Here is a 20,063-nt window from a genome sequence, read left to right as displayed (position 1 = left end):
CTCCCGTCAGTGGTTCGGCAGGGTCCGGCGCCGGCGGCCCGCCGACAGGGCGTGCGAGACGCCGGCGGCACTCGTGCGCACCAGCGGGGCGAGCACGGAGACCGGCGGGTTGCCGTGGTGGGCGACGACCGACAGCGCGGCCACGACCTCACCCGAGGCGTCGCGGACGGGCGCGGCCACGGAGGTGGCGTCGTCGGTGATCTGGCGCTCGCTCACCGCGTAGCCGCGGGTCCGGGTCGCGGCGAGGACCTCCCGGATCCGCACGGGGTCGGTGAGCGTGTACGGCGTGTGTCGGGCGAACGGCCCTTCGAGGACGCGCTCGACCACGGCCGCCGGTGCGTGCGCGAGGAGTACGAGCCCGACGCCGGTCGCCGTCATCGCCCACCGGCCGCCGACGCGGGTGAGCACGCCGACCGCGCGGGTGCCGGCGAGGCGTTCGACGTAGACGATCTCGTCGTCCTCGCGCACCGCGAGCTGCACGTTCTCGCGGGTGACCGCGCAGAGGTCCTCGAGGTAGGGCAGCGCCCGCTCCCGCAGGCCCGGTCCGCGCGGCGCGAGCGCGCCGACCTCCCAGAGCCGCAGGCCGACCTGGTAGCGGCCTCCTCCGTCGCGCTCGACGGCGCCCCAGGCCTCGAGCTCGGCGACCAGGCGGTGTGCCGTCGACAGCGGGACCCCGGAACGCCGGGAGATCTCGCTGAGGGTCAGCGTCGGGCGATCGTCGGAGAACGCCTCGAGCAGGCGCAGCGCCCGGGCCACGACCGGACCCGTCGACACCCGGTCCGAGCGGTCGACGGGGTGCGTGACCGTCATGGCCCCTCCGGTGGCGTCGGCGACACGGATCGCCGGAGTGTGCGGCTCGTCACGCCCGGTGCCCAACGCCGGTTTCCGGATGCCGGAAGGCCGGATGCCGGAAATCGAGCGCGTGGCGCTACGGACGCTCAGTGTCAGCGACGCCACGCCGCTGGCACGGGGATCAGGCGGCCACCAGGCGCACGGGGACGGAGGCGAAGCCACGCAGCCAGTTCGACAGGCGCGGCTGCGACTCCCCCGTCGGTTCGATCCGTGCCACGCGGCGCGCGAGCGCGCCGAGGAGCGCCTCGGCCTCCATGCGCGCGATCACCTGGCCGACGCAGTTGTGCACGCCCGCGCCGAAGGACGTATGGCCGGCGGTGCGCCGGTGCAGGTCGTAGACGTCGGGGGCGTCCCACCGGCGCGGGTCGCGGTTCGCGGCGCCGAGCATCATGAGCAGCTTCTCGTCGGCGCCGACCGTCGCGTCCCCGATCGTGACCTCGCGGGTCGCCGTCCGCCCGATCACCGGGCTCGGGGTGTGCAGGCGCAGCCCCTCCTCGAACGCCGCCCGCGCGAGGCCGGGTTCGGCGTGCAGGGCCGCCCACTGGTCGGGACGGCGAGCCAGCTCGTGCACCGCGGAGCCGAGGGCGAGGATCGTCGTGTCGATCCCGGCGGACAGGAACGAGCGCACGAGCAGCGCGGCGGCGTCGGCGCCGATGTCGCCCGCCTCGGCGTGGGCGTAGATCGCCGCACCGATCCCGTCGTCGGTCAGCGCCTCGCGCCGCATCTGCCAGGTGACGTACTCCCGGGCGCCGCCCGCCCGGCGCTCGGCCTCGGCGCGCAGGGAGTTGTGCGGGCCCATCGACTCGAAGTTCAGCGCCGCGTAGGGCAGGAGGTGCTCGCGGCCCTGCGGGGCCATGCCCACCGCATCGGGCAGCACGGTCATCGGGAAGCGCTCGGCCAGCGCGACCGCGGCGTCCACCTCGCGGGCGTCCACGGCGTCGTCGACGACCTCGGCGGCGACCGCCGCGAACCGCGACGCCAGATCCGCCAGCGCCCGCGGCGACAGCACCCGGTTCATCACCCGGCGCGCGGCGGTGTGGGCGGGCGGGTCGACGTCGAGCAGCGCGCTCGGCGGGCGCCACGCCTCGCCGCGCCGGATGTCGGCGAGCCCCGTGCCCGCCGCCGACGACCACGTCCCCCCGTCCCGGAAGATCGCCGCGACCTCCCCGTGCCGCCCCGCGGCCCACACCCCGTGCGCGGACAGCCACACCACCGGCGCGGCCTCGCGGATCGCGGTGTCGGCCGGGACGGGATCGGCGAGGACGTCGAGGGCGAACGGGTCGACGTCGAGCTCCACGGTGGCGACCACCGGGCCATCCGAACACTCCCCGCCACGGTGGGGCACCCCTCTCCCGGATGCCGGCAGGCCTACCCGGCGTCGTCCGCGGCCACGAGCGCGAGCCCGAGGAGCAGGCGGTCGCGGGCGTCGGCGAGACGGCGGCCGGTGAGGGCCTCGAGCCGGGAGAGCCGGTACATCACCGTGTTGCGATGGCAGTACAGCGCGCCGGCGGCGTGCGAGGGCGACCCGTCGGCGTCGAGCACCGCGCGCAGCGTCGCGAGCAGGGTGCCGCGCTCGGGGGCGGGCAGGTCCAGCAGGTCGCCGAGGGCCGCGCGGCGCAGGCGGGGCACGAGGTCGGCGGCCTCGGCGAGCAGGGCCTCGGGGAGCCGGTCGTCCAGGTCGGCGACCGCGCCGGCTCCCGCCGGGAGTGTCCGCGCGGCCAGGCGCGCCCAGCGGTAGGCGACGTCGAGCTGGCCGAGGCCGGGCACGGGCGGGGACACGCCGACCGGTCCGGTCGCGTGCGGGCGCAGCGCGGCGACGACCTCGCCGACCTGCCCGCCGACCACCACGCCGACGACCTCCGCGGACCGCACGTGCCAGAACGACACCGGAAGCACCTCGGCCGGGCCGTCGTCTCCCCCCGGCGCCACGACGCACACGACGGGCGCCTCGGGGTCGACGTCGAGCTGGCGGGCGGCGTCGTGAGCCCACGCGGCCTCGTGGCCGCGCCCGGCGAGCAGGCCCTCGAGCACCGCCCAGCGCCGGCCGATCTCGAGCCCGCGCCGGCGTGTCTCCTCGCGGCGGTAGGCGTCGACGAGGCGGTCGGAGCTCGCGTCGAGGATCCGCCAGACGTCGTCGGCGACCACCAGCAGCGCGCCGTCGTGCCCGCCGGCGAACCGCTCGCGCGACACCGCACGCATCCGCTCCCACACCAACCGCCCGCACTGGCGGTAGGCACGCAGCACCACCTCGAGCGGCACGCCCTGGCGCGCCCGGCGCCGGCCGGTGTCGACGGTGAGCGCCGCCGCGTCGACGTCGGGCGGCAGGTCACCGGCGAGCTGGGTGAGCAGCCGCTCCAGGCTCGCGCGGCACGTCGTGCGCAGGTCGTCGTGCAGGGGGACGCCCAGCACGCCGTACACGTCCTCGCGCTCGAGGATGCGGGCGGTGAGGCAGTCGGCGAGGTCGTCGACCTCCTCGAGCAGCGCCCGGCACAGCACCGTCAGCGAGTCCCGGGCCGTCCCGGCGGGCGCCACCATCGGCGCAGCATGCCGTGCGCGCAGCCCTGCGGTCCACGTCACATCCTGTGCTCGGCGCCCGGTCGGCGTCCCTCACACCCCCGAGCGGGCCCCGACCCGGGTGAGCTCGAAGCCCTCGTAGCCCTTCGCCGCGACGTCGTCGCAGATCCCACGATAGGTGCCGACACCTCCGAGGTACGGGTAGAGGCTCCGCGGCTTGCCCGGGATGTTCGCCCCGACCCACCAGGAGTTCGCCCGCGGCAGCAGGGTCGCGGCCGCGACCTCGTCGTGGTGGGCGATCCAGGCGTCCTCGGCCTCGACGGTCGCCTCGATGCGCTCGACGTCCTGCTCGCCGAGGTGGCGCAGGCAGTCCGCGACCCAGTCGACGTGCTGCTCGATGGACACGACCATGTTGCTCATCACCGACGGGCTCTGCGGGCCGGTGAGCATGAACAGGTTCGGGAAGTCGTGCGTCGCGATCCCCAGGTAGCTGCGCGGCCCCTGCGCCCACTTGTCGGTCAGGGCGACACCGTCCCGGCCCGTGATGCCCAGCCGGAACAGCGTGCCCGTCATCGCGTCGAACCCGGTCGCGTAGACGATGCTGTCGACCTCGTACTCCCCGTCCGCGGTCCGCACGCCGGTGGGCGTGATGGCCTCGATCGGTGCGCGGCGCACGTCGACCAGCGTCACGTTCTCGCGGTTGAAGGTCTCGTAGTAGCCGTTCTCCAGCGGCGGGCGCTTGGTGAAGAACGGGTGGTCGCTCGGGGCGAGCATCTCGGCGACGCCCGGGTCCTCGACCCGCTCACGGATCTTGCCGCGGAGGAACTCGGCGGCGGTCTCGTTGGCGTCCGCGTCGAGGAGCAGGTCGTTGAACGTCGTCCCCAGGCGGAACCCGCCCTGCGCCCAGGCCGCCTCGAAGATCTCCCGTCGCTCGTCGTCCGGGACGGAGAGCGCGGCGCGGTCCGCGACGTCGTACGGGAAGCCGAAGGCGGTCTCGCGGGTGCGCGCCCAGATCGCCCGGTAGTCGTCCTTGATCCGGCGGTCGAACTCGGGGGTGACCGGGTGGTTGCCGCCGGCGATGTCGTAGTTCGGCGTGCGCTGGAAGACGGTCACGTGCGCGGCCTGCTCGGCCACCTCCGGGATGAGCTGCACCCCCGTCGCGCCGGTGCCGATGACGGCGACCCGCTTGCCGGTGAAGTCGACCCCCTCGTGCGGCCACGTGCCCGTGTGGTGGGAGTCGCCGCGGAAGCTCTCGCGCCCGGGGAAGTCGGGCAGGTTCGTGGTGGACAGGCACCCGACAGCGGTGATCAGGAAGCGCGCCGAGACCCGGCCGCCGTCGTCGGTGTCGACGGTCCAGCGGCCGGCGTCGTCGTCCCACGCGGCGCCGACCACGCGCGTGCCGAACCGGATGTCCCGCCGCAGGTCGAACCGGTCGGCCACGTGCTGGAGGTAGCGGAGGATCTCCGGCTGTCCGGCGAAGCGCTCGCTCCACGTCCACTCCTCGAGCAGGTCCTCGGAGAGCCGGTCGGAGAAGCTGTAGAAGTAGCTCTCGGAGTCGCAGCGCGCGCCCGGGTAGCGGTTCCAGTACCAGGTGCCGCCCACGTCGTCGCCGGCCTCGAACACCTGCGTCGCGAGGCCGAGGCTGTCGCGCAGCCGGTGCAGCATGTAGAGCCCGGAGAACCCGGCGCCGACGACGACCGCGTCCACGGTCTGGTTCGTGCTGGTCATGGCCTTCCTCCTCAGAGTCCGAGAATCCGGCGCAGCCAGGCGGCCCGCGCCGCCCGTGCCTGGCGGGAGAGCGCCGCGTCGGGGACGAGCGTGTCGAAGCCGTGGAAGCCGCCCGGCCAGACGTGCAGCTCGGCCTGGACCCCGGCACGCCACAGCGCGCTCGCGTACGCGACGTCCTCGTCGCGGAACGTCTCGGTCGAGCAGACGTCGACGAACGCCGGGGGCAGCCCGGCGAGATCGGTGGCGCGGGCGGGCGCCGCGTAGGGCGAGACGTGCGCGGTCCCCCGCCGGTCGCCGAGCAGGAGGTCCCAGCCCGTCTGGTTGCTGATCCGGTCCCAGACGCCGAGCCCCTCGAACTGCGCCGTCGACGGGGTCTCGTTCCGGTCGTCCAGCATCGGGTAGATGAGCATCTGGCCGGCCGCGACCGGGCCCCCGCGGTCCCGCGTGGCCAGGGCCAGCCCCGCGGCCAGACCACCGCCGGCGCTCGCCCCGGCGAGCACGAGGCGGCGCTCGTCGAACCCCAGCTCGTCGGCGTGGGCAGCCGTCCAGACCAGCCCGGCGTAGCAGTCCTCGATCGGCGCGGGGTCCGGGTGCTCGGGCGCCAGCCGGTACTCGACGGACACCGCGACGGCGCCGAGCTCGTCGACCCACTCGCAGAGCTGGTCGACCCCGACGAAGCGGTCGCCGAGGATCATGCCCCCGCCGTGGGTGTGGAAGATGCCGGGCGCGTGCGCGACGGGGTCCCGGGGCCGCAGCACCGTCACCACGAGATCCGGCGCCCCGGCCGGGCCGGGGATGGTGCGGTCCTCGTACTCGATGGCCCGTCCGCCGATCACGTCGTCGATCGGCAGGAAGGCCGCCGCGAGGTTCTCGCGGACCCGGTCGAGGTCCTGCGGCCTGATGCTCGAGGGGAGCACCTCGTTGACCGCGGGCAGCGCCGCGGCCAGCTCCGGGTCGAAGGACGGGCGGGTCGGCGCGTGTGTGTCCGTCATCCGGCGGTCGCCTCCGGGCTCGCGACACCACGATCGATGTGGCGTCTGTCACACGGAGTGTGGAACCCCGGCCCGGGGCCGCCTATGTCCTGCCGGGACGAATCCGGTCGCTCAGTTCGCCGTCGGCACGCCCTGCCCGCCCGAGCGAATCTCCGCGCGCAGGCGCTTCGCCGCGTCGGCCAGCGCCCGCATCTTCCCGAACGCCGACTCCCGCGGCAGGTACTTCAACCCGCAGTCGGGGGCGAGGACGAGCTGCTCGGGCGGGAGCCGCTCGAACGCCCGGCGGGCGCGGCCGGCGACGACGCCCGGGCTCTCGACGGCCGGGTCCGACAGGTCGAGCACGCCGAGGATGATCGTCTTGTCGGTGAGGTCGCTGAGCACGCCGAGGTCCAGGCCGGACTGCGCGGTCTCGATCGAGATCTGCGTGACCGGCGAGCCGGCGAGCTCCGGGAGGAACGAGTAGCCCTCGGGACGCTCGTGGATGATCGCCGCGTAGCCGAAGCAGATGTGCACCGCCGTGGTGCCGGTGATCCCCTCGAGCGCCGTGTTGAGCGCCTCGAGCCCGTAGGCGCGCGCGGCGTCGGGCCGTGCCTGCATGTACGGCTCGTCGATCTGGACGACGTCCGCGCCCGCGGCGAACAGGTCGCGCACCTCGGCGTTGACCGCCGCGGCGTACGCCATCGCCGCCGCGCCCGGGTCGCCGTAGTGATCGTCCTGGGCCTGCTGGGACATCGTGAACGGGCCCGGCACGGTCATCTTGATCGTCCGGTCGGTCGCCGAGCGCAGGAAGTGCAGGTCGTCGACCTGGATCGGCGCCGGCCTGCTGATCGGCCCGGTGATGCGTGGGACCGGGTTGGGGTGACCGCTGCGGTCGAGCGCCGTGCCGGGGTTGTCGACGTCGACGCCGGAGAGCGCGGTGGCGAAGTGGTTCGAGTAGCTCTCCCGCCGGGCCTCGCCGTCGGTGAGGACGTCGAGCCCCGCGCGCTCCTGCGCGCGGATCGCCAGCAGCGTCGCGTCGTCCTGGGCCTGCGCGAGGAGCTCCGGCGCCACCCGCCACAGCTCCTTCGCCCGCACCCGGGGCGGGAACCGGTCGGCGAGCCGGGCGCGGTCGATGAGCCAGTCGGGCTGGGCGTAGCTGCCGACGAGCGAGGTCGGCAGGATCGGCGGCGTCATGCGGGCTGCAGCACGAAGTCGTAGGTGGCCTCGCACCACGGGACGTCGCTGTGGCCGCCGTCGGGCGTCGGACCCGGCTCCCGCTCGGTGAAGGTCACGACCAGCTCGCGCTTGACGCCGAACACGACGTCGCTGTCGAGGTACGGGGCGCCCTCGCGGAACAGGTGCGTGATCAGCGGCTCGAAGCCCGGCACGTCGAGCAGGAAGTGCACGTGGGCCGGCCGGAAGTGGCTGATCTCGGTCTGGTCGATGAGGCGCCCGACGGGCCCGTCCATGGGGATCGCGTAGCCGAGCGGCGCGATGGTGCGCACGCAGTAGGCGCCGTCCTGGCGCGTCGTGTACTTGGCCCGCAGGCGCGCCTCGTCGACGTCGAGCTGGGACTCGTAGGCGCCGTCGCTGTCCGCCTGCCAGACATCGAGCACCGCCCCGGGGATCGGCGACCCGTCCAGCGAGCGCACGGTGCCGTGCACGTAGAGCGGTGTGCCGGGCAGCCCCTCGGACATGTCCGCGCCGTACCCGAGCTCCGGCGAGCCCTCGATGTGGAACGGGCCCAGCACCGTCGCGGGCGTCGCCCCCTCGGCGAACCGGTGGTTCTGCTGCACCACCAGCATCGACAGGCCGAGCACGTCGGAGGTCAGGATGAACTCCTCGCGCTTGTCGTCGCTGATCTGCCCGACCTCGGTCAGCCAGCGCACCGCCGCCATCCACTCCGCCTCGGTCAGCCGCGTCTCGCGGGCGAAGGCGTGGAGGTGGCGGACGAGCGCGGTCAGCAGCTCCGCGGTCCGCGGGTCGTGCGCCGTGCCCCACCGTTCCGCGGCGAGGTCGGTGATCGTGTCCTCGGTGACGGTCAGAGGAGTGACCGGGGCGGGTGTGACCGGGTGCGCCATCGCGCCCTCCCTGTGGTGGCTAGAGGCTGTCCGGGGCATAGGGATCAGGGTCGACGGGTCGGTTGTTCAGGTCCACCGACAGGAAGATGTCACCTCCGACGGGGTGGCGCAGCTCCTCGGCGAGCTGGCCGATCAGCCCCGCGGTGCGGGCGAGCAGCGCGAACGCGCGCAGCAGCTCGAGCGGCAGCCCGAGGTCGGCCAGGGCGGCCCCGCACACGCCGGCGCCGTTGAGCGGCAGGGTCTTGCCGAGGATCTCGGGGTGCACACGCCCGATCGCGGCGAAGAGCGCGAGGTGCGGGCCGGTGACCCCTTCCTCGGCGGCGATCGTCATGAGCCGCGGCGTGCGGGGGTCGCCGTCCTTGTGGACGTGGTGGCCCAGGCCGGGGACGAACGTCTTCGCCTCGCGCTGCCTGCGGACGGCCTCGCGCGCCAGCTCGTCCCAGCCGGCGTCGTCGGTGGGCAGCGCCGAGGCGTTGGTCGAGCTCCGCTGCGCCGGGTCGCCGGCTGCTGCGACCAGCACGTCGTGCAGGAACCGCCCGCAGTCCTCGGTGACGCCGAGGAACCGCGACCCGCCGGCGAGCAGGCCCGCGGCGAGCGCGCCCTGCACCGAGTCGGGCGCGGAGAGGTGGGCGAGGCGGCTGATGATCGCGGTCGGCGTGTAGCCGTGGTCGGCCAGCGCCGCCAGCACGGCCTCGAACACCCGGGTCTCCCCCGGCGTCGGGCGGCGCTGCGTGGCGAGCCAGAACGCGAGCTCCCCGAACCCGACCTCGCCCATGACGTCGTTCGCCAGGTCGTGGCCGAGCAGGGTGATCGCGTCCTTGGACGCCGCGCCCAGGGCCGTCGGGTACTCATTCATGGGAGCTCAGCCACTTCCGGATCTCGTCGCCGTGCTCGTCGAGCTCGGGGGGCGGCAGCTCGTAGCTCACCGGGGTGTCGGAGAGGCGGATCGGGTTGCGGGTGGTGGGCACCTCGCGGCCGCCCACGCCCACCGGCACCACCGGGTCGAGACCGAAGCGCTCGGCGATGGCGAAACCACCGGCGATGCTGTTGATCGGGCCCGCCGGAACGCCGGCCGCGACGAGCAGCTCGAACCACTCGTCGGCGCCCTTGGTGGACAGCGCCTCGATCAGGATCGGCTTGAGCTCGTCGCGGTGCTCGGTGCGGTCGGCGTTGCGCAGGAAGCGCGGGTCGTCGGCGAGCTCGGGCATGCCGAGGACGCCGCACAGCTTGCGGAACTGGCCGTCGTTGGCGGCCGCGACGATGAGGTCGTTGTCGGCGGTCGGCAGCGGCTCGTAGGGCACGACACTGGGGTGGGCGTTGCCCATGCGGGTCGGGACGACGCCGCCCGCCGCGTACGCCGAGCTCTGGTTGACCATCCCCGACATCGCCGACGCGAGCAGCGACAGTTCGACGTGCTGGCCGCGGCCGGTGGCGTCGCGGTGGCGCAGGGCGGCGAGGACGCCGATGAGCGCGTCCTTGCCCGCCATCACGTCGAAGATGGAGATCCCGGCGCGGAACGGCGGCCCGTCGGGGGCGCCGGTGAGGCTCATCAGGCCCGACACCGCCTGGACCATGAGGTCGTAGCCGGGGACGTGGCCGCCGCCGGTGGACCCGAAGCCGGAGATCGAGGCGTAGACCAGGCCGGGGTTGTCGGCGGAGACCGACGCGTAGTCGAGCCCGTACTTGCCCATGCCGCCGGGCCGGAGGTTCTCGATGAGGATGTCCGCGCGCCGCGCGAGCTCCTTGGCCACGACGACGTCGGCCTCGTCACGCAGGTCGAGCGAGATGGAGCGCTTCCCGCGATTGATCCCGAGGTAGTAGGTCGACGTCTCGCCGCGCGTCGGCGGCATCCAGGTGCGCGTCTCGTCGCCCTGCGGCGACTCGACCTTGATCACCTCGGCGCCGAGGTCCGCCAGGAGCATCGTGGCGTACGGCCCGGCGAGCACGCGCGAGAAGTCGGCCACCAGGAGTCCCGCGAGCGGCCCCCCGCGCGCCGCCGCGTCGGGGTGGTCCTCCTGCACCATGCCTTCGACCCTCCGTACGCTCTCCGGACAGTTGTCCGGCAAGGAGCCTGCTCGCTGCGGGCGAGATCGTCAAGTCCCCGACCGGCGCCGCGGGCTCGGGCGGGTCCACCCCTCCTGCTCACCTACGAGGCCGGCAGCGTCGCCCGCGGGAGCGCCTCCCGGCGGGCGAAGTCGGAGGAGATGTCTCCGGCGGCCTGCAGCAGCAGGGGCAGGTGGTGCTCGAGGAGGTGGTCCACCGAGGTCTCGGCGGCGTGGCAGTTGACGTTGACGCCGGCGATCACGCGGCCCTCGCCGTCGCGCAGCGGGGCGGCCACCGAGCGGATGCCCGGCGCGAGCTGCTCGTCGGTCAGGGCCCAGCCGCGGGCCCGCACCTCGCGCAGCACGGCGTCGCGCTCGGCGACGTCCGGGCGCCAGCGCGGCGTGAGGCCCGAGCGCGTGGGCTCGGCGAGCACGCGCTCGAGCTCGTCGGACGACAGGGCGGCGAGCTGGACCTTGCCCAGCGAGGTCGGCAGCGCCGGGAACCGCGTCCCGATCTGGACGGTCAGCGCCACGATCTTCGGCACGGCCACCCGTGCCACGTAGACGATGTCCGACCCGTCGAGCTGCGCGATCGAGCAGGACTCGCCGGTGCGCGCGACCAGGCGCTCGAGGTGCGGGCGCGCCACTTCCCACAAGCCCATCGCGTCGACGAAGGCGACCCCGAGGTCGAGCACCCGGGGTGTGAGCGTGAAGCCCCGCTCGCCGGCACGGACGTAGCCGAGCTCGGCGAGCGTGAGCAGGATGCGCCGCGCCGTGGGACGGGCGAGCCCCGTCGCGGCGGCGACCTCGGCCAGGCTCATCACCGGGCGCTCGGCGCCGAACGCGGTGAGCACGTCGAGCCCGCGGGCCAGGGCCTCGATGAAGTCGGGCCCCGCTCCGTCTCGCGGCATGAGCGTCCCTCCTCGAGGCGCGGCTGGCCGGAGCGTAACCGCCTGACCGCTGGGCGGACAGCACGCGTCACCCGCGGTCAGACCGGGCGTGCCTGCGTGGTCCCTGCGTGGTCGTTGACAACTGCGCTCGTCCTCCACGACAGTGACGTTCGTCATCTGACCGCTAGACGGACGACTGTCCGTAGTTGGTTCGCCACTGTTCGGCCACCGAGGAGCGCCTCCATGAGCCAACCCGTCGTCCTGCGCGGGGGCACGGTCATCACCGTCGACAACGGCCACACCGTGCTCGAGGGGCACGACGTCCTCGTCGTCGACGACCGCATCGCCGCGATCGGTGTCGACCTCGAGGTCCCGGCCGGCACCGACGAGATCGACGCCCGCGGCGGCGTCCTCATGCCCGGCATGATCGACACCCACCGACACATGTGGCAGACGGCGATGCGCGGCTACGGCGCCGACTGGACGCTCACGCAGTACTTCGTCTGGAACTACCTCGACCACGGCCGGAAGTTCCGACCCGAGGACATCCACGCCGGCGACCTGCTCGCGGCGCTCGAGGCGATCGAGGCCGGCGTCACCACCTGCGTGGACTGGTCCCACAACCTGCAGACCCCGCAGCACGCCGACGCCGCGATCGACGCCCTCGCCTCCGTGCCCGGCCGCTTCGTGCTCGCCTACGGCAACATCCAGGACGCGCCGGCGAACTGGACGGCGGACCCCGGGTTCCGCGACGTCCTCGAGCGCCGCCGCGGCGACGTCGACGGATTCCAGCTCGCCTTCGACGTCACCGGCGACCCGACCTTCCCGGAGAAGCCCGCGTTCGAGGTCGCCCGCGACCTCGACCTGCCCGTGACCACGCACGCCGGCGTGTGGGGCGCGACCAACGACGACGGCATCCGCCTCATGCACGAGCACGGGTTCATGGGCCCGGAGACGGTCTACGTGCACGCCGCGACGCTGACGGCCGACTCGTACCACCGGGTGGCCGCGACCGGCGGCTCGGTGTCGGTGTCCACCGAGAGCGAGCAGAGCGCCGGCCAGGGCTACCCGCCCTCCTGGGTGCTGCGGACGCACGCCATCCCGATGTCGCTGTCGATGGACACCTCGATGTGGTGGAGCGGCGACCTGTTCTCCGCCATGCGCTCCACGCTGAGCGCCGACCGCTCCCGTGAGCACCTCGAGGCGCACGCCAAGGGCGAGACCGTCACCCACCACGCCCTGCGCGCCGAGCACGTCGTCGACATGGCCACGATGGGTGGCGCCCGCGCGCTGGGTCGCGCGTCGGACCTCGGCAGCGTCGAGGTGGGCAAGAAGGCCGACCTGGTGCTGATCCGCAACGAACACTCGCCGGTCGGGTTCCCGATCCTCAACCCCTACGGCCACGTCGTGTTCCAGGCCCAGCGCGGCGACGTCGAGGCCGTGCTGGTCGACGGCCGCCTCGTCAAGCGCGACCACCGCCTCGTCGGCCTCGACCTCGCGGCCGTCCGCCGGACCGTCGAGCAGACCGTCGAGCACCTGCGCGGCGAGCTCGGCGAGGACGCCTGGCGCCAGGGCATGAACCCCGACATCCCGCAGACCAAGGTCCTCGACAACCCGTACACCTACACCGACTACCGGTCGGCCTCGACGCACGGCGCCTGAATCCCCCGAGGGCCCGCCAGCGGGGTGGTCCTCGCCCTGGTCATCGAGGTGCTCGGCGACCGCGTGTTCCTGGAAGCCGTGCACCGGCGGGCACGGCGCGGTGATCAGTCGGGGTCGACGCCCGCGTACGCGTGCGCGAACCACCGCCGCAGCAGCAGGTCGCGGTGCAGCGACGACACCCAGCCCTTCCGCAGGCCGAGCCCGAACCCGTCGCGCTCGTCGCCCGCGCCCGGCGGGGCTGTCATGATGCGCAGGAACCAGTCGGAGAACGCCTGCGTCCGCCAGATCGCGGGGAGGCGGGTCGCGCTGTAGCTCTCGGCGCGCCGGCCGTCCCGCTCGGGCCCGAAGCGCTCGGTCAGCCCGTGTGCCAGCTCGACGGCGTCGAAGATCGCGAGGTTCATGCCCTTCCCGCCCGCCGGCGTGATCAGGTGCGCCGCGTCGCCGACGAGGAACACCCGGCCGTGCTGCATGGGCGTGGTCACCCGGGTCCGCAGGTCGAGCACGTCGACCTCGGGCAGCTCGACCCCGTCCAGCGCGGCCCCGACCCCGAGACGCCGGCCGACCTCCGCGCGGATGGCGTCGTGCGGCCAGTCCGCGGGCGACTGGTCGCCGGGGACCTCCATGTACAGCCGCGTGACCTCGGGCAGCCGGCGCATGTGGGCGGCGTAGCCCCGGGGGTGGGCGGCGTAGATCGTGTGGTCGACCAGCGGCGGCATCGCGGCACTGATCACGAGGAAGCGCTGCGGGTGGCGACGGTCGTGCTGGGTGAGCTCGCCGGCCAGCGATCGCGCCACCACGCTGCCCGCGCCGTCGCATCCGACGACGATCTCCGCCTCCAGCTCGCGGACGCCGTCGGGACCCGTGGACGTCACCCGCGCCCCGTCGGCGTCCTGCTCGACCCCGGTGACGCGGCGGGAGAACAGCACCTCGCCGCCGTGCTCGAGCAACGACGTCGCGACCCGGGCGACCAGGTCGTGCTGGGGGAACACGTAGTGCGGGCGACCCCCGGTCAGCGCGGCGTAGTCGACGAGGACGGACTCGTCGGCGGTGCGGAACTCGCAGCGGTGGTTCTCGGCGGCGAAGTCGAGGACCGTGCCGCCGAGGCCCTCGGCCGTCAGCAGCTGCACGGTGCGGTACTCGACGATGCCGGCCTTGGGCAGCGTCCCGAGCTCGTCGCGCGGCTGGGACTCGATCACCGTGGTCGCCACGCCCGCTCGCTGGAGCATCCACGCGAGGATCAGCCCCGCCGGCCCGGCGCCCACGACGATCACGTCCGTCCGCACCCCGCCACCCTCGCCCGCAGCGCGGTCGGCCCGCAGCGCGACTCCCGGCGAACGGGAAGGAGATCGCTCGCGGGGGTGGGCGGGGCTCGGCGGGCGGATGTGCGCCGGATTCGGCGGGCGGGCTCGTGCCGGGTTCAGACGGCACGGCGTCGCCAGGGCCCGCCGGGTGGCGGGTGCGCCTCGCGGCGTCGCCAGGAGTCGATGTCGCGGTGCCGGTGACCGGGTCGGTGAGCAACCGACGCCACCACGCCTGCGGGTCGCCGGCCAGGCGCCGGGCCGTCTCGGCGGGGATCGGGCCGTGGCCTTCCAGCTCACCGGGGCGGTCGGAGAACCCGGCGAGCACGTCCCACCCGATGGTCACCCGCACCTCGGTGCGGACCGGCGAGCGCCTCCCGCGCCGCACGCCCCGGACCGGGTCGCGCGCGTCGTCGGAGTCGCCCCGGCCGGTCGCGGTGTCGGCGGCGGCCTGCTCCTCGGCGGCCTGCTCCTCAGCGCGCCGCCCGTCCGCCGGGCGGTCGTCCGCCGGCCGGTCGTCCGCCGGGCGGTCGTCCGCCGGCCGGTCGTCGTCGACGGCCTCACGCGTCGGCTCGTCACCGCGAGCGTCGCCGTCGGTCACGTCGCCGTCGGTCACGTCGCCGTCGGTCACGTCGCCGTCGGTCACGTCGCCCCTGGCCGAGTCGTCGTCCTGGCAGCACGCGCCGTCGCAGTGGTCGCCGTACGCCGTGGCGCCGTCGAGGATGAGGTCGCGGGCGGTGTCGCCGCGCTTCTGTTCCATGTCGCGCTTCGGGCCCTCGGGGTCGTCGCCGGCCTTGCGGGCGACGGCGTCGACGAGGCCGAGGGACGTGGCTCGTCGGCCACCGCCGCCCACCCGCTGTCGAACACATGTTCGATGATATCAGTCACGCCGACACGGCGGGGCTCGGCGCGGCTGCTTTCTGGTGATCAGTGTGCCGGAGCCGCCGGAGCGACGTACGTGACGTCCGCCGACCCCCGCGGAGCGAACCTGCGAGGTCCTCCCGCCGGCGTTAGGGTCCGGACAGCACGTGGTTGCGCCTAGGGTTCCGTCCGCCGCCCGCCTTCCAGCCCACAACCAGGGTCGGCCGGGGTCTGGACCGAGCGGCGCCACGACCGCCCCGACCCACGGTCCGGGCCGGTCGACACCTGACGGGAGAGAAGCCCCGAGGGCTCCTGTTCGACGTGCCCACCTCCGGGTGGGCAGCGACACCTAGGAGCCACCTCGGTGACCCCCGCGATCACAGCCCTCACCCTGCTCGCCGCCGTCCTGCACGCGACGTGGAACGCCGTCGCGCACGGCGTCCCCGACCGTCTCGTGGGGTTCGCCCTCATCGGCACGACCTACGTCGTCCTCGGCGGGGGCGCCGCCCTGGTGCTCGGCCTGCCGCCCGCAGCGGCGTGGCCGGCGATCCTCGCCTCCGCACTGATCCACGTGATCTACATGCTGCTGCTCTGGTGGAGCTACCAGCTCGGCGAGTTCAGCCAGGTCTATCCGGTCGCGCGCGGGACGGCGCCCTGGGTGGTCGCGCTGGTCGAGATGGCCTGCGGCGAGGACCTGCCGACCCTGCAGCTCGTCGGGATCGGCGTGATCTCGCTGGGCCTGATCAGCCTCGCCCTCGACGGCGGGCGGCTCACGCGGGCGTCGCTGCCGGCCCTCGGCGCCGCGTTGGCCACCGGCGTCAGCATCGCCGGCTACACGGTCGTCGACGCCACGGCCGTGAGCACCACCCCGGTGGCGGTCTACGCGGCGTGGATGTTCCTGCTCCAGGGTCCCGTGATGCCGCTCGTCGCCCTCGCGCGACGAGGACGGCGCCTGCGGACGCTCAGCCGCGGCGTCGTCCTCGCCGGCCTCGGCGGCGGCGTGGTCTCCCTCGCCGCGTACGGACTGGTGCTCGTCGCCCAGACCAGCGGGGCCACCGCCGCGATCGCCGCGCTCCGCGAGACGAGCATCGTCATCGGGGCCGTCATCGGCTCGGTCCTCCTCGGCGAGCGCTTCGGCCGCGGCCGCGCCGCCTCGGCGGCGGTGGTCGTGGTGGGGATTCTCCTGGTGGACCTCTGAGGGTAGATTCCGACCGAATGATGGGATTCTTCTCAGAATGTGAGACACCGTGACTGCCTACAGCCAAGGGCACGCCGCGAGCGTGCTGGCGTCGCAGACCTGGCGGACGGTCGACAACTCGGCGGCCCACCTCGCACCGCACCTCACGGCCGGAGCGCGCGTGCTCGACGTCGGCTGCGGTCCGGGGACGATCACCGTGGACCTCGCGCGGCGGGTCGCGCCCGGCCGGGTGACCGGGATCGACCTCGACGAGGCGACGCTCGAGAGGGCACGGGCGAACGCGGACGGCGTCGAGAACGTCCACTTCGCGACCGGGACGGCGGACGACCTCCCGCCCGGACCCTTCGACGTCGTCCACGCCCACCAGGTCCTGCTGCATCTCACCGACCCGGTCGCTGCGCTGCGCGAGATGCTCCGCGTCGTCCGCCCCGGAGGCCTCGTCGCCGCCCGGGAGTGCGACTACGCCGCCATCGCGATGTGGCCGCACGACCCGCGTCTCGACCGCTGGCTGGAGATCTACCGCGCCGTCGCGCACGCCCACGGCACCGAGCCCGACGCGGGCCGCCGCCTCCTGGCCTGGGCCCACGCCGCCGGCGCGACGGACGTGACGCCGAGCGCCTCGATCTGGTCGTTCGCGACCCCGGACGACCGCGCGTGGTGGGGCGGGCAGTGGGCCGAACGCATCGTCGCGTCCACGATCGCCGAGCGCGCCGTCGACGGCGGCGTCGCGACGCGGGACGAGCTCCAGGACGTCGCCGACGCCTGGCGCGCCTGGGCCGCCCACCCCGACGGCTGGTTCAGCATCCCCCACGCCGAGGTGGTGATCAGGGCTACCGACGGAGCGTCGTCGAGGGCGGCTCCCCGAACCGCACCCGATACGCCGCCGCGAACCGTCCGAGGTGCGAGAACCCGTGCCGCAGGGCGATCTCCGTGACTCCGTCGCCGGGTTCCGCCACGAGCAGGTCCTCCCGCACCGCCTCGAGACGCCGGGTCCGGAGATACGCCATCGGCGTGGTGCCGAGCTCCCGGCGGAAGGCCGCGTGCAGGGCCCGCTCGCTCACGCCGGCGCACTCCGCGAGGTCGGCGACGGTGAGCGTCCGGTCGTGGGCGGAGTCGACGAGCTCGAGCACCCGGCGCAGCACCCGGCGCGGCGCCGGCGGCGACCGCCGGAAGATCCGGTCGCGGTGGTTGTGCCGCGTCCCCAGCAGCAGCGCGGTGACGACCGCGTGCTCGACCTCGCCCGCCAGCACCGCCGGCACCTGCCCCGGCGAGTGCGCGAGCAGCGCGCGCAGGCTCGTCACGGCCCCGACCACCGCCCGCCCGGTGCTGTCGACCTCCAGCCCCGGCTCGAACGCCAGCGGCGCATCGGGCACGTCCTCGACCAGCGACCGCAGCCCGCGCTCGAGCCGGTCGCGGTCGACCGCGACCATGAACTGCTCGGTTCCGGAGCGCCAGCGCATGTCGACGCGCTCGGCGTAGTCGAGGACGACGCCGCGGCTCCGGTCGCCGACGGTGCTGGAGCCGCCCGCGGAGAAGGACACCGCCCCGCGCGGGACGAAGCTGATCGTCACCCACGGGATCGGCGGCGTGCAGGTGACCGTGACGGGCGAGCGGTAGCGCGAGCGCAGCACCCCCACCCCGCCGACCCGCCGCCACGACACCGCGGCGTCGAAGTCCTCGGGGTCGTCGTCGACGGTCATGGCGTGGCCGCAGCCGAGGAACTCGATCGTCCGCGAGCGGGCCAGCGCCGGGCGCGAGGTGCGGATGTCGACGGTCTCCGCGGGGTCCGCGGGGTCCGCGGGGTCCGCGGGGTCCGCGGCGCCGAGCTCCGGGCGTGCCAGGTCCTCGGTGAAGGCCAGCGACATCGATGTCCCCCTCGAGGAGAAGGGATCCGCTGCAGGAAGCGGCCGACGGCGGCGGTCAGCGGATCGTGCCGGGCGCGGCGCACTTCCTAGTGTCCGCAGTCACATCCTGACAGGAGGCCCCGTGACCGTCACCGATGTCGATCCCTCCACACCGGCGATCCAGCGGCGCACCGCCGGGAGCGGCGCCGTCGCCTACCGCCGCGCCGGCACGGGCCGCCCGGTGCTGCTCCTGCACTCCGCGGGCGGCGCGAACGAGTGGGGCCCGCTGCAGCTCGGGCTCGCGGGCACCGCCGACCTGATCGCGCCCGACCACCCCGGCTTCGGCCTGTCCGACGACCTGCCCGAGCTGCACACCGTCGACGACCTCGTCTACCACTACCTCGACCTGCTCGACGGCCTCGGCCTGCCGCAGGTGGACGTGGTGGGCCTGTCCTTCGGCGGCTGGGTCGCGGCCGAGCTCGCGATGCACTCCCCCGAGCGCGTGCGGCGCCTCGTCCTCGGTGCCGCGGTCGGCCTGCGCATCCCCGAAGCGCCGATCGCGGACCTGTTCCTCATGAATCCGCCGCAGCTGATGCGCGCGCTCTTCCACGACGAGGCCCTGGTGTCGGCGGCGCTCGCGGCCGTGCCGACGACCGAGCAGATCCTCGCCACCTACCGCGACCTCGGCGCGCTGGCCCGCTTCGGCTGGCACCCGTTCCTCAACGACCCGAAGCTCGAGCGCCGCCTGCACCGCATCACCGCGCCGACCCTCGTGCTCGCCGCGGGCGAGGACCGCCTGGTCCCCCGCGCGCACGCCGAGCGCTACACCGCGCGCATCCCGAACGCCCAGCTGCACGTCATCCCGGACTGCGGCCACGCCCTGCACGGCGAGAAGCCCACCGAGGTCACCGCCGCCGTCGTCGAGCACCTGGGGAGCTGAGACGTGAAGGTCAACTTCTTCCACCTGATGCCCTACCCCTACCTGCCCGACGACTTCGACGACGTCGAGAAGTACCCCTCGCCGTCGCTGACGTTCTCCAACGCCCACTTCGATCCGGCGATCGGCGTCGACCTCTACCACCGCTACCTCGACGAGCTCGAGTACGCCGAGACCGTCGGCTTCGACGGCATCGTCGTGAACGAGCACCACCAGTCGGCCTACGGGACGATGCCCTCGCCCAACATCATGGCCGCGGCGCTGGCCCGCCGGACGAGCCGGGCGACGATCATGGTGCTGGGCAACGCGATCCCCCTGCGCGGCAACCCGCTGCGGGTGGCCGAGGAGATCGCGATGCTCGACCACCTCACGAAGGGCCGGCTCCTGTCGGGCTTCGTGCGCGGGATCGGCTGGGAGCACTTCGGGCACAGCATCAACCCCGCCGACTCGCGGACCCGCTTCAACGAGGCGCACGACCTGATCAAGAAGGCATGGACCGAGCCCGGGCCGTTCAGCTGGTACGGCGAGCACTACGAGTACCGCTACGTCAACATCTGGCCCCGCCCGCTGCAGCAGCCGCACCCGCCGATCGCGGTGCCCGGCGCCGGGAGCCCGGAGACGATGCGCTGGGTGGCCGAGAACCACTACACCTACGTCTCCGTCTACGCCCCGACCCGCGTCGTGAAGGGATGGTTCGACGGCTACCGCAGCGCGGCCGCCGACCTGGGCTACGTCCCGGAGCCCGAGAAGATCGGGATGGCTCTGCCGGTCTTCGTCGGCGAGGACGACGCGTCGGCGCACCGCGAGGCGCGCCCGTACGTCGAGTGGCTCTTCCACCGCGGCCTGCGCCAGGGCCTCGAGATCGTCTTCCCGCCCGGGTACATGAGCCCTGCGGCCATGAAGGGCCTGCTCAGGGCGAACATGAAGGCCTTCCCCGAGCTGTCCTACGAGGAGCTGCTCGAGCTCGGCTACGTCGTCGTCGGCGGCCCCGAGCAGGTCCGCCACCGCCTCGGCGAGCTGCGCGACGAGCTCGGGCTCGGCCAGCTCATGGCCATGCTGACCATCGGCGCGATGCCCGCGGAGATGGTCCGGCGCAACACCGAGATCTTCGCGAGCGAGGTCATCCCGGAGCTGAGGAAGACACCGCCGGCGGCGTCCTGACCCGTTACACGCGGCAACAACGGC

The 20,063-nt window shown here is 74.0% G+C and carries 18 protein-coding genes; 6 read left to right on the top strand and 12 right to left on the bottom strand.

Annotation, left to right across the window (positions count from 1 at the left end; translation table 11 throughout):
* Positions 1-6 precede the first annotated feature (6 nt).
* The 10 genes from AC2A1K_RS20570 to AC2A1K_RS20525 form a co-directional block, all read right to left on the bottom strand.
* Positions 7-810 carry an IclR family transcriptional regulator gene (locus tag AC2A1K_RS20570; protein ID WP_483898180.1) on the bottom strand — a complete coding sequence of 268 codons (804 nt, stop codon included), beginning with the start codon at positions 808-810 and terminating at the stop codon, positions 7-9.
* Between the two features lie 163 nt (positions 811-973).
* On the bottom strand, positions 974-2,161 hold the full coding sequence (locus AC2A1K_RS20565) for a cytochrome P450 (protein ID WP_483898179.1): 1,188 nt from the start codon (positions 2,159-2,161) through the stop codon (positions 974-976).
* A gap of 59 nt (positions 2,162-2,220) precedes the next feature.
* Positions 2,221-3,387 carry a PucR family transcriptional regulator gene (locus AC2A1K_RS20560; RefSeq protein ID WP_483898178.1) on the bottom strand — a complete coding sequence of 389 codons (1,167 nt, stop codon included), beginning with the start codon at positions 3,385-3,387 and terminating at the stop codon, positions 2,221-2,223.
* A 72-nt stretch (positions 3,388-3,459) separates the two neighbouring features.
* Entirely contained in the window at positions 3,460-5,094 is a 1,635-nt protein-coding gene (locus AC2A1K_RS20555; protein ID WP_483898177.1) for a flavin-containing monooxygenase, read from the bottom strand.
* A gap of 11 nt (positions 5,095-5,105) precedes the next feature.
* The gene (locus AC2A1K_RS20550) at positions 5,106-6,086 is read right to left on the bottom strand and encodes an alpha/beta hydrolase (RefSeq protein ID WP_483898176.1); all 981 of its coding nucleotides are present in this window, start codon (positions 6,084-6,086) and stop codon (positions 5,106-5,108) included.
* A gap of 111 nt (positions 6,087-6,197) precedes the next feature.
* The gene (locus AC2A1K_RS20545; RefSeq protein ID WP_483898175.1) at positions 6,198-7,259 is read right to left on the bottom strand and encodes a 5-methyltetrahydropteroyltriglutamate--homocysteine methyltransferase; all 1,062 of its coding nucleotides are present in this window, start codon (positions 7,257-7,259) and stop codon (positions 6,198-6,200) included.
* Complete coding sequence (locus tag AC2A1K_RS20540; RefSeq protein WP_483898174.1) at positions 7,256-8,146, bottom strand: dioxygenase family protein; 891 nt, start codon at positions 8,144-8,146, stop codon at positions 7,256-7,258. The genes AC2A1K_RS20545 and AC2A1K_RS20540 overlap by 4 nt, the downstream gene beginning before the upstream one ends.
* A gap of 19 nt (positions 8,147-8,165) precedes the next feature.
* Positions 8,166-9,002, bottom strand: a complete 837-nt coding sequence (locus AC2A1K_RS20535; RefSeq protein ID WP_483898173.1) for a citryl-CoA lyase — start codon at positions 9,000-9,002, stop codon at positions 8,166-8,168.
* Positions 8,995-10,170 carry a CaiB/BaiF CoA transferase family protein gene (locus tag AC2A1K_RS20530; protein ID WP_483898172.1) on the bottom strand — a complete coding sequence of 392 codons (1,176 nt, stop codon included), beginning with the start codon at positions 10,168-10,170 and terminating at the stop codon, positions 8,995-8,997. The genes AC2A1K_RS20535 and AC2A1K_RS20530 overlap by 8 nt, the downstream gene beginning before the upstream one ends.
* Before the next feature lie 122 nt (positions 10,171-10,292).
* Positions 10,293-11,099, bottom strand: a complete 807-nt coding sequence (locus tag AC2A1K_RS20525) for an IclR family transcriptional regulator domain-containing protein (protein WP_483898171.1) — start codon at positions 11,097-11,099, stop codon at positions 10,293-10,295.
* 222 nt (positions 11,100-11,321) lie between these two features.
* Between AC2A1K_RS20525 and AC2A1K_RS20520 the strand changes: the two genes are divergently transcribed.
* Complete coding sequence (locus tag AC2A1K_RS20520; protein WP_483898170.1) at positions 11,322-12,740, top strand: amidohydrolase family protein; 1,419 nt, start codon at positions 11,322-11,324, stop codon at positions 12,738-12,740.
* 104 nt (positions 12,741-12,844) lie between these two features.
* On the opposite strand, the gene AC2A1K_RS20515 is transcribed toward AC2A1K_RS20520, so the two are convergent.
* A complete protein-coding gene (locus AC2A1K_RS20515) occupies positions 12,845-14,023 on the bottom strand; it encodes an FAD-dependent monooxygenase (protein ID WP_483898169.1) in 1,179 nt (392 codons plus the stop codon).
* A gap of 298 nt (positions 14,024-14,321) precedes the next feature.
* Here AC2A1K_RS20515 and AC2A1K_RS20510 point away from each other — a divergent pair, with 298 nt between their 5' ends.
* The 3 genes from AC2A1K_RS20510 to AC2A1K_RS20500 all read left to right on the top strand — a co-directional run bounded on the left by AC2A1K_RS20510 (position 14,322) and on the right by AC2A1K_RS20500 (position 17,031).
* Positions 14,322-15,080 carry a hypothetical protein gene (locus AC2A1K_RS20510; protein ID WP_483898168.1) on the top strand — a complete coding sequence of 253 codons (759 nt, stop codon included), beginning with the start codon at positions 14,322-14,324 and terminating at the stop codon, positions 15,078-15,080.
* A 183-nt stretch (positions 15,081-15,263) separates the two neighbouring features.
* Entirely contained in the window at positions 15,264-16,097 is an 834-nt protein-coding gene (locus AC2A1K_RS20505; protein ID WP_483898167.1) for an EamA family transporter, read from the top strand.
* Between the two features lie 49 nt (positions 16,098-16,146).
* On the top strand, positions 16,147-17,031 hold the full coding sequence (locus AC2A1K_RS20500; protein ID WP_483898166.1) for a class I SAM-dependent methyltransferase: 885 nt from the start codon (positions 16,147-16,149) through the stop codon (positions 17,029-17,031).
* On the opposite strand, the gene AC2A1K_RS20495 is transcribed toward AC2A1K_RS20500, so the two are convergent.
* Complete coding sequence (locus AC2A1K_RS20495; RefSeq protein ID WP_483898165.1) at positions 16,928-17,962, bottom strand: helix-turn-helix transcriptional regulator; 1,035 nt, start codon at positions 17,960-17,962, stop codon at positions 16,928-16,930. The genes AC2A1K_RS20500 and AC2A1K_RS20495 overlap by 104 nt on opposite strands.
* Before the next feature lie 121 nt (positions 17,963-18,083).
* Here AC2A1K_RS20495 and AC2A1K_RS20490 point away from each other — a divergent pair, with 121 nt between their 5' ends.
* Positions 18,084-18,881, top strand: a complete 798-nt coding sequence (locus AC2A1K_RS20490; protein ID WP_483898164.1) for an alpha/beta fold hydrolase — start codon at positions 18,084-18,086, stop codon at positions 18,879-18,881.
* A 3-nt stretch (positions 18,882-18,884) separates the two neighbouring features.
* On the top strand, positions 18,885-20,039 hold the full coding sequence (locus tag AC2A1K_RS20485; protein ID WP_483898163.1) for an LLM class flavin-dependent oxidoreductase: 1,155 nt from the start codon (positions 18,885-18,887) through the stop codon (positions 20,037-20,039).
* The last annotated feature ends 24 nt before the right edge of the window (positions 20,040-20,063 follow it).

The organism is Actinomycetospora sp. 2LY8.5, assembly GCF_057180585.1.
This window is presented reverse-complemented; position numbering and strand designations above follow the sequence as displayed.